The 12,338-nt window shown below is 37.8% G+C and carries 9 protein-coding genes; 6 read left to right on the top strand and 3 right to left on the bottom strand.

The features are described 5' to 3' along the window. Positions 1–171: 171 nt before the first annotated feature. Together lipA and lipB are read right to left on the bottom strand one after the other, a co-directional pair. On the bottom strand, positions 172–1,131 hold the full coding sequence (gene lipA, locus J3U36_RS03015) for a lipoyl synthase (RefSeq protein ID WP_267352536.1): 960 nt from the start codon (positions 1,129–1,131) through the stop codon (positions 172–174). Positions 1,132–1,140: 9 nt separating this feature from the next. Next, positions 1,141–1,761: a lipoyl(octanoyl) transferase LipB gene (lipB, locus tag J3U36_RS03010; RefSeq protein ID WP_267352537.1), complete on the bottom strand. Its 621-nt coding sequence runs from the start codon at positions 1,759–1,761 to the stop codon at positions 1,141–1,143. Between the two features lie 374 nt (positions 1,762–2,135). Between lipB and aceE the strand changes: the two genes are divergently transcribed. From aceE to lpdA, 3 genes are read left to right on the top strand one after another with little or no spacing between them, the layout of a single operon-like run. After that, complete coding sequence (aceE, locus tag J3U36_RS03005; protein ID WP_267380689.1) at positions 2,136–4,802, top strand: pyruvate dehydrogenase (acetyl-transferring), homodimeric type; 2,667 nt, start codon at positions 2,136–2,138, stop codon at positions 4,800–4,802. A 12-nt stretch (positions 4,803–4,814) separates the two neighbouring features. Further along, positions 4,815–6,419: a pyruvate dehydrogenase complex dihydrolipoyllysine-residue acetyltransferase gene (gene aceF, locus J3U36_RS03000; protein ID WP_416379854.1), complete on the top strand. Its 1,605-nt coding sequence runs from the start codon at positions 4,815–4,817 to the stop codon at positions 6,417–6,419. A gap of 16 nt (positions 6,420–6,435) precedes the next feature. After that, positions 6,436–7,860: a dihydrolipoyl dehydrogenase gene (gene lpdA, locus J3U36_RS02995; RefSeq protein ID WP_065559371.1), complete on the top strand. Its 1,425-nt coding sequence runs from the start codon at positions 6,436–6,438 to the stop codon at positions 7,858–7,860. A gap of 60 nt (positions 7,861–7,920) precedes the next feature. Here lpdA and manA read toward each other — a convergent pair whose 3' ends face one another. After that, positions 7,921–9,108 carry a mannose-6-phosphate isomerase, class I gene (manA, locus tag J3U36_RS02990; RefSeq protein WP_267380688.1) on the bottom strand — a complete coding sequence of 396 codons (1,188 nt, stop codon included), beginning with the start codon at positions 9,106–9,108 and terminating at the stop codon, positions 7,921–7,923. 416 nt (positions 9,109–9,524) lie between these two features. Between manA and prfA the strand changes: the two genes are divergently transcribed. The 3 genes from prfA to kdsA are packed head-to-tail and all read left to right on the top strand — an operon-like array spanning position 9,525 to position 12,315. Then, positions 9,525–10,610: a peptide chain release factor 1 gene (gene prfA, locus J3U36_RS02985; protein ID WP_267380687.1), complete on the top strand. Its 1,086-nt coding sequence runs from the start codon at positions 9,525–9,527 to the stop codon at positions 10,608–10,610. Next, a complete protein-coding gene (gene prmC, locus J3U36_RS02980; protein ID WP_267352541.1) occupies positions 10,607–11,443 on the top strand; it encodes a peptide chain release factor N(5)-glutamine methyltransferase in 837 nt (278 codons plus the stop codon). The genes prfA and prmC overlap by 4 nt, the downstream gene beginning before the upstream one ends. 17 nt (positions 11,444–11,460) lie before the next feature. Further along, positions 11,461–12,315 (top strand): 3-deoxy-8-phosphooctulonate synthase, encoded by an 855-nt coding sequence (kdsA, locus tag J3U36_RS02975; protein WP_324100868.1) that lies wholly within the window; start codon positions 11,461–11,463, stop codon positions 12,313–12,315. The last annotated feature ends 23 nt before the right edge of the window (positions 12,316–12,338 follow it).

Below are 12,338 nucleotides of genomic sequence, written 5' to 3'. Positions count from 1 at the left end.
CATGATATTATAAAGTAGTGAAATAATTGTTTTATCTTCCGTTTTTCGTCATAGGTAATATTCTTTTTTTCAAAAAATTTTGCAACGATTTTATAGCAGAAGTTTTAGATTCTGATTCTGTTTTAAAATCAGCTTCCATTTCTGCACAATATAACCCGTTTTTTTAATTTATTACTTCACTTCTTTACCCATAGCCTGTAAATCAGCATGATAAGATGAACGGACAAAGGGGCCACATGCGGCATGAGTAAATCCCATATTTAAGGCAATTTGTTTTAATTCATCAAATTCTGATGGTGATACATAACGCTCAACAGGAAGATGATATTTACTTGGTTGTAAATATTGCCCTAAGGTTAACATTGTCACACCATGACTACGTAAATCTTTTAAGACTTGGATAAGTTCTTCATTTGTTTCCCCCAAACCAACCATTAAGCCCGATTTTGTTGGAATATCCGGATGTTTTTCTTTAAAGGCTTCTAATAACTTTAAAGAGCCTTCATAGCTAGCACCGGGGCGTATTTTTTTGTATAAACGAGGAATATTTTCAAGATTATGATTGAAAACATCGGGCGGGTTTTGACTTAAAACTTCGACAGCTTCATTTATGCAGCCTCGAAAGTCTGGTGTTAAGGTTTCGACTTTAATAGTCGGGCTTAATGCGCGAATCTCTTTTGTACATGCTGCAAAATGACTTGCACCACCATCTTTTAAGTCGTCTCGGTCAACCGAGGTAATAACCACATAGCGCAATCTCATCTCTTGAATCGTTTTAGCAAGTTTAATGGGTTCTTCATGGTCTGGTGGTAATGGTCTACCGTGCGCAACATCACAAAATGGGCAACGGCGTGTACATATATCACCTAAAATCATAAAAGTAGCCGTTCCGTGATTAAAACATTCCGCTAAATTTGGACAAGACGCTTCTTCACAAACTGAATGTAAACCATGTTTACGCATAGTATTTTTTATATGGGCAATATTATCACTGTTAGCGGATAATTTAATTCTCATCCATTCAGGTTTTTTTAAGGGGGCAGAATCTTCCACCGTAATAGTTGGAATTAAACGTGTTTTATCTGCATCACGGTATTTTGAGCTTCGGATTATTGGTTCATCATTTTGCATAATTTTATCTTATTGATTTTGTAACTGGCTAATAAAGTTATCCGTTAATTGTTGTTTAATAACTTTGCGATCGATTGAAGAGACATATTCTTTTAATTGTGTCATTTGCAATCCAGCATAGCCACAAGGATTAATATAAGTAAAGGGAGTGAGATCCATATCAATATTTAAAGCAAGTCCATGCAATGTGCAACCACGTTGAATGTGCAAACCAAGTGAACAGATTTTTTTTGTATCAATATAGACGCCAGGTGCATCAGGTTTGGCATAGGCTATGATATCATAGTTAGCTAAAGTTTGTATGATACTGTTTTCCAGATAACTGACCATATCACGAATGCCGAGTTTTGCTCTTTTTAAGTCAAACAAAATATACATAATTTGCTGACCGGGAGCATGGTAGGTGATTTGTCCACCTCGATCAGTTTGTACGACAGGAATATTGGTTTGTTTAAGTAAGTGTTCAGGTTTACCCACTTTACCTTGAGTAAAAACAGCATTATGTTCGACAAGCCAAATTTGATCTGGCGATTGATTATCACGACGTTGAGTATACTCATGCATAGCTTGATACGTTTGCATGTAAGGTTGTAGGTTCAAATCTTTGATAATGATGTCTTTCTTAGTCATGCTTGTTTTTTTCAATCTCTACGTTGCATTGCTTTAAAATTTACATTTATATATCAGATTTTACTATAGCTTGACAACCTATGCTTGAACAAGGTATAACCATATAAATAATTCTTTAGTTTTTCACTTCTTAAAAACTCTTTTATATCAATAGAATATGTGTTGAAAGTTATATTTATTGGAATAGTTGATTAATTTGATAGGAATTAACATTCTTTTCTAAACTCAGGTTTACTTTACTTTTTTTGTGAAAATGGCAGACTGATATTAGTAAAGCTCCATAGTGCAGAATTGAAGCTAATATATTTAGTTATGCTTTTGTGATAGCTAAGGATAGCAAACTGCATTTTTTTTAACAAAAAAGAGGTTTTTATATGTCGGACATGCAAATGAATGATATCGATCCATTTGAAACGCAAGATTGGCTTAAAAGTATCGAGTCAATTATCCGTGAAGAAGGTATCGAACGTGCTCAGTACATTATCGAACAAATAGTCAACAAAGCGAGAGATGGTGGTGTTCCACTACTTTTCGGTTCTTCAACAAGTAATTATATCAATACCATTCCAGTAGAAGAACAACCTGCTTATCCAGGGGACTGGGAGATTGAAAGGCGCATTCGTTCAATTGTTCGTTGGAATGCTATCATGATGGTATTACGAGCGTCTAAAAAGGATTTAGAGCTTGGCGGTCATATGGCTTCATTCCAATCGGCAGCCACTTTTTATGAAGTCTGTTTTAACCACTTCTTCCGTGCACGCAACGAAAAAGATGGTGGTGACTTGGTCTACTTCCAAGGTCATATTTCACCGGGTATCTATTCTCGTGCTTTCATCGAAGGACGTTTGACTGAAGAACAATTAGATAACTTCCGTCAAGAAATTCATGGTAAAGGTTTACCATCTTATCCGCACCCTAAATTGTTACCAGAATTTTGGCAATTCCCAACCGTATCAATGGGATTAGGGCCGGTAAGTGCTATTTATCAAGCTCGCTTCTTAAAATATTTAAATCATCGTGGATTAAAAGATACCTCTGAACAAACCGTTTACGCTTTCTTAGGTGATGGTGAAATGGATGAGCCAGAATCTAAAGGTGCAATTACGGTGGCAACCCGTGAAAAACTGGATAATCTAGTATTTGTTGTCAACTGTAACTTACAAAGACTTGATGGCCCAGTAACAGGTAATGGTAAGATTATCAACGAACTTGAAGGTATTTTTGCTGGCGCAGGTTGGAATGTTATTAAAGTGCTTTGGGGTGATCGTTGGGATAAATTATTACAAAAAGATAAATCAGGTAAATTGATTCGTTTAATGAACGAAACCCTTGACGGTGACTATCAAACTTTCAAATCAAAAGATGGTGCTTATGTGCGTGAGCATTTCTTTGGTAAATATCCTGAAACGGCTGAATTAGTAAAAGACATGAGCGATGAAGAAATTTTCAGACTCAACCGTGGTGGTCAAGATCCAGAGAAGATGTTTGCTGCCTTTAGTCGTGCTAAAGAGACTAAAGATCGTCCTACAGTGATATTAGCACATACTATCAAAGGTTATGGTATGGGTGAAGCAGCTGAAGGTAAAAATATTGCTCACCAAGTGAAAAAAATGAATATGGACGGCGTTCGTCATGTTCGTGATTTCTTTAACATCCCGGTTAATGATGAATCACTTGAAAAATTACCTTACATTAAATTTGAAGAACATACACCAGAATATAAATATATTCATGAACGTCGCCAAGCATTACATGGTTATGTACCTTCACGATTAACTAAATTCTCAGGCACAGTATCAATTCCACCGTTAAGTGAATTTGCACCACTTCTTGAAGAGCAATCAAAAGAAATTTCGACCACTATTGCTTTTGTTCGTGCGCTTAACATCATGCTTAAAGATAAAGATCTTGCACCACGTTTAGTGCCAATTTTAGCAGATGAAGCAAGAACATTTGGTATGGAAGGTTTATTCCGTCAAATTGGTATTTATAATCCACACGGTCAACAATATACGCCACAAGACAAAGAACAAGTGGCTTATTATCGTGAAGACGAAAAAGGGCAAATTCTACAAGAAGGTATTAATGAATGTGGTGCAACCGCTTCATGGCTTGCAGCCGCAACATCTTACAGTACCAACGACTTGCCAATGATTCCATTTTATATTTACTACTCAATGTTTGGTTTCCAACGTATTGGTGACTTAATGTGGGCTGCTGGGGATCAACAAGCACGTGGATTTATGATTGGTGGGACTTCAGGACGAACAACGTTAAATGGTGAAGGTCTACAACACCAAGACGGTCACAGTCATATTCAATCTTTAACCATTCCTAACTGTATTTCATATGATCCAGCTTACGCTTATGAAGTAGCAGTAATTATGCAAGATGGCTTACGCCGTATGTATGGTGAGCAAGAAAATGTTTACTATTACATTACCACATTGAATGAAAACTATGCACAACCTGCAATGCCAGAAGGTGTTGAAGACGGTATTCGTCGTGGTATCTATAAACTTGATACGGTTAAAGGTAAAAAAGGTAGTCCAACTGTTCAATTATTAGGTTCAGGGGCAATTTTACGTCATGTTCGTGAAGCGGCAGAAATTTTGGCTAAAGATTACGGCATTGGATCCGATGTATATAGTGTTACTTCGTTCACTGAATTGGCTCGTGAAGGTCAAGATTGTGAGCGTTATAACATGTTACATCCAAGTGAAAAACCAAAAGTACCTTATGTAACACAAATTATGAATAATAACCCAGCCGTGGTTTCAACAGACTATATGAAACTGTTTGCTGAGCAAATCCGTGCCTTTGTACCTGCTGAAAGTTACAGAGTACTTGGTACTGATGGTTTTGGTCGCAGTGATAGCCGTGAAAACTTACGCCATCATTTTGAAGTGGATGCATCTTATGTTGTTGTTGCAGCATTAGGTGAGCTTGCTAAACGTGGTGATATTAAAGCCAGCGTTGTTGATGAAGCGATTAAAAAGTTTGAAATCAATGCTGACAAATTAAACCCACGTATTGCATAAGAGGTAACCAACATGAGTATTGAAATTAAATTACCTGACATTGGCAGTGATGAAGTCGAAGTCACCGAAATCCTTGTAAAAGTGGGAGATAAGGTAGAAGTCGATCAATCATTATTAACGGTTGAAGGCGATAAAGCCTCAATGGAAATCCCTGCGCCACAAGCAGGGATCGTAAAATCTATCTCAGTCAAAGTCGGCGATAAAGTTAAAACTGGTGTCGATATTATGGTATTTGATACCGAGAATGGTGCAGAATCTGCGCCAGCTCAAGCAGAGTCTGCCCCGAAAGTCGATGTTGCTCCAGCGGCTGCAACCGTAAGTCAAACAGTCGATGTTAATGTGCCAGATATTGGCGGTGACGAAGTCGAAGTGACCGAAATTTTAGTGAAAGTCGGTGATACTATATCGGTAGATGATTCACTTATTACTGTTGAAGGCGATAAAGCCTCAATGGAAATACCTGCCTCTATCGCAGGTGTGGTTAAAACGATAACAGTTAAAGTTGGCGATAAAGTGAAGACAGGTTCCAAAATTATGGAATTTGAAACGGCATCCAGCAGTGCGCCAGCTAACGCTGCAACTGCAACGCCAGCGCCGACAGCACCAGAAAAATCAGCTTCAGTTGCTGCACCGGTGAGTAATGTTTCTACTCCTGCTGCAACGGCTTCTACAACGGCAAGTAATGATTTTGTTGAAAATGATGCATATGCACATGCAACACCTTCTGTTCGTCGTTTAGCGCGTGAATTTGGCGTGAATCTGGCTAAAGTATCACCAACAGGGCCTAAAAACCGAATCCTACGTGAAGATATTCAAGCTTACGTTAAAAATGCGGTGAAACAAGTTGAGAGTGGTACAGCATGTGGAGCATTACCGGGATTATTACCATGGCCGAAAGTTGATTTTAGCAAATTTGGTGAAACTGAAACTTTACCATTAACTAAAATCCAAAAAGTGTCAGGTGCAAATTTACATCGTAACTGGGTCATGATTCCTCATGTTACTGAATTTGACGAAACCGATATTACGGATTTAGAAGCATTCCGTAAACAACAAAATGCCGAAGCAGAGAAGAAAAAACTTGATCTTAAGATCACGCCATTAGTGTTTATTATGAAAGCGGTGGCAAGTGCATTAACTGCTTATCCACGTTTTAATAGTTCATTATCGGAAGATGCGCAAACCTTGATTATCAAAAAATACATCAATATTGGTGTCGCAGTTGATACGCCAAACGGTTTAGTCGTACCGGTATTTAAAGATGTCAATAAAAAAGGCATCGTTGAGTTATCTCGTGAACTTGCCGAAATCTCGAAAAAAGCTCGTGAAGGTAAATTAACCGGTGCGGATATGCAGGGCGGATGTTTTACAATTTCAAGTTTAGGTGGTATTGGTACAACTTCATTTACCCCAATTGTGAATGCACCTGAAGTTGGTATTTTAGGGGTGTCACGCTCAAGTATGAAACCTGTTTGGAATGGTAAAGAGTTTACGCCACGTTTAATGTTACCTTTATCTCTGTCATTTGATCATCGTGTGATTGATGGTGCAGACGGTGCACGCTTCTTAAGCCATATTGTTAACGTCTTATCTGACTTACGTCGATTAGTGATGTAGTTTAGGAGAATAAATTATGAGTCAAGAAGTTAAAACACAAGTGGTGGTTTTAGGTGCTGGTCCAGCAGGTTATTCTGCTGCGTTCCGTGCCGCCGATCTTGGATTAGACGTAACGTTAGTTGAACGCTATTCTACGTTGGGTGGCGTATGCTTAAATGTGGGATGTATTCCTTCTAAAGCACTTTTGCATGTAGCTAAAGTCATGGACGAAGCCAAATCACTGACAGAACATGGAATTCATTTTGGTACACCTAAACTTGAACTGGATAAAGTTCGAGGTTGGAAAGAGAAGGTCATTAATCAGTTAACTAATGGATTAGCAGGTATGGCTAAAATGCGTAAAGTCAATGTTATTCAGGGCGAAGCGCAATTTACCGGTAGTCATACTATGGATGTGACATCTGCAAAAGGTATTACTAAAATTACGTTTGATAATGCTATTATTGCAGCTGGGTCTCGACCAATTAAATTACCTTTTATTCCGCATGATGATCCTCGTATTTGGGATTCCACAGATGCGCTTGCTTTGACAACCATTCCTAAAAAATTATTATTAATGGGTGGGGGAATTATTGGGCTTGAAATGGGCACGGTTTATCATGCCTTAGGTTCAGAAGTTGATGTGGTTGAAATGTTTGATCAGGTCATTCCTGCTGCTGATAAAGATGTGATCAAAGTCTTTACAAAACAGATTCAGGATAAATTCACCTTACGTCTTGAAACAAAAGTAACGACGGTTGAAGCAAAACATGATGCGATTTACGTCACTATGGAGAAAAAAGACGGAACCACTGAAACACACACTTATGATGCCGTATTAGTGGCAATTGGACGTTCGCCAAATGGAAAACTAATTAGTGCTGAAAAAGCCGGCGTGAACGTTACTGATCGTGGTTTTATTGAAGTCGATAAACAAATGCGCACCAATGTTCCACATATCTATGCTATAGGTGATATTGTTGGTCAACCAATGCTTGCGCACAAGGGCGTTCACGAAGGACATGTGGCTGCTGAAGTGATTGCGGGCAAAAAACACTATTTTGATCCAAAAACGATTCCTTCTATTGCTTATACTGAGCCAGAGGTTGCTTGGGTTGGTTTAACCGAAAAAGAAGCGAAAGAAAAGGGTATCGATTATGAAGTGTCTATCTTCCCATGGGCAGCATCTGGGCGAGCTATCGCATCGGATTGTTCACAAGGGATGACTAAGCTGATCTTCAATAAAGCAGATAATCGCCTTTTAGGTGGCGCAGTCGTTGGTGCTAATGGCGGTGAATTGCTTGGAGAGATTACCCTTGCGGTTGAAATGGGGTGTGATGCCGAAGATATAGCCTTAACTATTCATGCGCATCCAACACTTCATGAATCAATTGGACTTGCTGCTGAAATTTATGAAGGAACGGTAACTGATTTACCGAATCCGAAAGCAGTAAAAAAATAGTTTATATTCAGTCATTCTATCTATCTTAAAATTTATGCCGTCAATGATTGACGGCTTTTTTTAATCACTCACTTTTGCAAAACATCCTTTCCCACTATAACTATAATATTTGGCATGATACGCAATAAACACCGATTCACCTTTATTTAAAGTGAGTACTTCATGTTTTGTTGTTAATGTAATAGCACCATCTGCACAAAATAGGATTTGAGGGCTGTTGACTTTTTCTTTTCTTAATTGAAGATCACTTTGAATGATTTCAAATTTAAAATCATTAACGGGAACAGGAAAATCAATTTTATTATGATTAATTAACGGATTAATTAGCAGTTCACTAGCATCAATACTGCTAAAGTTCGTATTCGCTATTAATGCGTCAATATCAATAAACTTATGGGTTAAACCTGCTCTTAAAACATTATCTGAATTTGCCATTACTTCAAAACCGGTTCCCGATAAATAACAATGCGGTGTTTGGGCATGTAAAAACATAGCTTGAGATGGCTTGAGTTCAATCACATTTAAAATTAAAGGCATAAACAAACCAATATCGTTAGGATAATCTTTTACCAGTGTATGAATGGTTAAAAAAGGCTCTTGATTGAAACTTCTAGTACAGGCTAATAATTGATGAATAGCTTGTAATTTTTGGTCTGGTGAAAGATTCAACAAAAATTGAAAAAAGTGTTTCAGTTGTTTTGGATAAGGATTATTTTGTAATTGTGCTAATTCATGGTTAAAGATAGGGATAGTTAATTGCGAAAAAAATGATAATATTTGCTCAATCGGTCGAAACGAATTCATGGCTTTAAATAGCGTGAGTGCATACAATAATTCTGGTTTATGATTGGGATCTTTAAAATTTCGGTTTGGTGAATGAAGATCGATACCTAATTTATTTTCTTTTTCAAAACCTTTTTTTGCATCAGCTTTAGTAGGATGAACCTGAATTGAAAGGGGTTTATTTGCTGCGAGTACTTTGAATAAATAGGGAAGAGTACCGAAAAGTTGATAAGTATTTTTACCCAAAATCTGCAATGGGTTTTGATTGATAAGCGCATTAAGATTTATCTTTTCGCCATTTAAACCGATAATCTTTGAACAACCCAGAGGATGTATACTCATCCATATTTCAGCCATCGGCTTTTGGCTTGGGTTTTTAATACCAAATAAAGTCGTAATACTATCGATACTTCCCCAATCATAATCTTTAATACAATTTTCAAGTTTCCATATCGTTTGCTTCATATTATCAACCTGTAAAAGAGTGAATGTGATGCGAATATTGATATTTAAGCTTATTCCTTCTTAATAAACGTTATTTAACAGTAAAATCTGTGCCTTAAACCGATCATTTAACATATTTTTAGTTATCTTTTCCTGTATTCATAAAAAGCGTTGAATAAAGTAAAGACCTTTTAACAAAGTAATCAATCAACTGAATTATAGTAACGACTAAGCAAATTTTTGAAAAGATTAAAAAGTGATTTTTGTGAAATGAATAACACTTTTTGAATGTCTGTGTTTAAAATAAAATTCTGAGATATTTCACAGCATTATTAATAGTTGCAAGGATGAAAAAGTAGGGAAACTGTATTTTAAAGGCGATTAAGTATATAATGCCCCGCAAATTCATTTATTCACGATTAAAAATAGACTTTTATATGAAACCCTCAATTATCAGTAAGTTAGAAACTTTGCAAGAGCGCTACGAAGAGGTTCAAGCGTTATTGTCTGATGCCTCGGTGATTGCCGATCAAAATCGATTCCGTACTCTTTCTAAAGAATATGCGCAATTAACGGGTGTGGTGAAATGTTTTACAAGTTGGAAGCAGACTCAAGAAGATATTGAAACTGCTAAAATAATGCTTGCCGATCCTGAAATGAGTGAAATGGCTCAAGAAGAGTTAAATGAAGCGTTAAACCGTATCGAAGAGCAAGAAAAGCAGTTACAAGTTTTATTATTACCTAAAGATCCCAATGATGATTATAACTGCTTTGTTGAAGTTCGAGCTGGAACAGGTGGAGATGAAGCAGCAATATTCGCTGGCGATCTTGCAAGAATGTATACAAGATATGCAGAATCCCGTCATTGGCGAGTTGAAATTATGAGTGCCAATGAGGGTGAGCATGGTGGCTATAAAGAAGTCATTATGTTAGTCAGTGGCGACGGCGTTTATGGTAACTTAAAATTTGAATCGGGTGGTCATCGTGTGCAGCGTGTACCTGAAACAGAATCGCAAGGTCGTATTCATACATCTGCATGTACGGTAGCGGTGTTACCTGAAATTCCAGAAGCAGAAATGCCTGAAATTAATCCCGCTGACTTAAAAATTGATACTTATCGTTCGTCTGGGGCAGGGGGGCAGCACGTTAATACAACCGATTCGGCTATTCGTATTACGCATATTCCAACAGGAATTGTGGTTGAATGTCAGGATGAACGTTCTCAACATAAAAATAAAGCTAAAGCGATGTCGGTGTTAGCAGCACGAATCCAAGACGCTGAAACCCGAAAACGCCAACAAGAAGAAGCGTCGACCAGACGTAACCTTTTAGGTACTGGTGATCGTTCAGATCGTATTCGAACCTATAACTATCCACAAGGACGAGTAACAGATCATCGTATCAATTTGACGATTTATCGCTTAGATGAAGTTATGGAAGGCAAGTTAGAAATGTTGATTGATCCAATTGTACAAGAATATCAGGCAGACCAGCTTGCTGCATTATCGGAACAAGATGAATGACTTATTTAGAGTGGCTAAAATATGCATCTCAAACCTTAAGTGAAAGTGAAAGTCCCAAGCGTGATGCGGAAATACTATTGAGTTTTGTGACGCACAAAACACGAACTTTTTTAATGGCGTTTAGTGAAACTTCATTATCAGACGATGAGTTAACGCGCCTCAATGCATATTTAGCTCGTCGGCAAGCGGGTGAACCGATTGCTTACATTACCGGTGAAAAAGAGTTTTGGTCTTTAAAATTTAATGTGTCGGACTGTACTTTGATTCCAAGACCAGATACCGAAAAATTAGTTGAGCTGGGATTAGAATACCTACCTAAAATTCCCTGTGAAGTTTTAGATCTTGGAACAGGTACAGGAGCCATAGCCATTGCTATGGCAACAGAACGCCGAGACTGTCTTTTTACTGCTGTTGAAAAAAATCGAGATGCGCTAATATTAGCTCAACAAAATGCGACACAAATCGGTGTAAATAATGTTTATTTTTTACAAGGTGATTGGTATAAACCACTCAAAACCCGTAAATTTTCGATGATAACATCCAACCCGCCTTATATTGAGCCAACAGATATTCATCTATCTCAAGGTGATGTTCGTTATGAGCCAAGAACAGCACTTGTGTCAGACGACGATGGACTTGCGGATATAAAGTTAATTGTCAAAGGGGCTACCAAACATCTGAATCAATATGGTTGGTTACTGATCGAGCATGGTTGGAAGCAAGGCTCTGCAGTACAAACGATTTTCAAACAACATGGATTTCAATTAGTTGAAACCTTCACAGACTATAGTGGCAATGATCGAGTGACGCTTGGTCGTTGGTTCAAACCTTAACTAGGAAACAATTTATGATGAAGCAAAAACAAGTAAAAGTCAGGGATATTACGGTCGCAAATGATCTTCCATTTGTGTTATTTGGTGGTATGAATGTGCTTGAATCACGTGATTTGGCAATGAAAATTTGTGAGCACTTTGTGACGGTCACGGATAAACTCAACATCCCTTATATTTTCAAAGCTTCGTTTGATAAAGCGAATCGTTCTTCTGTTCATTCCTATCGTGGCCCTGGTTTGGAAGAAGGTATGAAAATTTTTCAAGAATTAAAACAACAATTTGACGTAAAAATCATTACTGATGTTCATACCGAACAACAGTGTCAACCCGTTGCCGATGTTGTTGACGTTATTCAATTACCGGCTTTTTTAGCCAGACAAACCGATCTCGTTGTGGCAATGGCGAAGACAGGTGCCGTCATTAACGTTAAAAAACCACAATTTGTTAGTCCCGGACAAATGGGCAATATAGTTGAAAAATTTGAGGAAGCAGGCAATGATCAAATCATTCTTTGTGATCGTGGTAGCTGCTTTGGTTATGATAATTTAGTGGTCGATATGCTTGGCTTTAATATCATGAAAAAAGCCAGCCATGGTTCACCGGTAATTTTTGATGTCACTCATGCCTTACAATGTCGTGATCCTATGGGAGCAGCATCCGGTGGACGTCGTGGACAAGTGACCGAACTTGCTCGTGCAGGCATGGCAGTGGGTATAGCAGGGCTATTTTTAGAATCACATCCTGATCCAAGCCATGCAAAATGTGATGGACCTTCAGCACTTCCATTAGCTAAACTTGAGCCATTTTTAAAACAGATGAAAGCTATTGATGAGCTAGTAAAAAGTTTTGATGAAATTAATACTGAAAATTAAAATTGATTGATGTGATTAAATCC

Source organism: Gilliamella sp. B3817 (assembly GCF_026536705.1).
Taxonomy (GTDB): Bacteria; Pseudomonadota; Gammaproteobacteria; order Enterobacterales; family Orbaceae; genus Gilliamella; species Gilliamella apicola_I.
The sequence above is the reverse complement of the archived record's forward strand: the minus strand, read 5'-3'. Positions and strand labels throughout refer to the sequence as shown.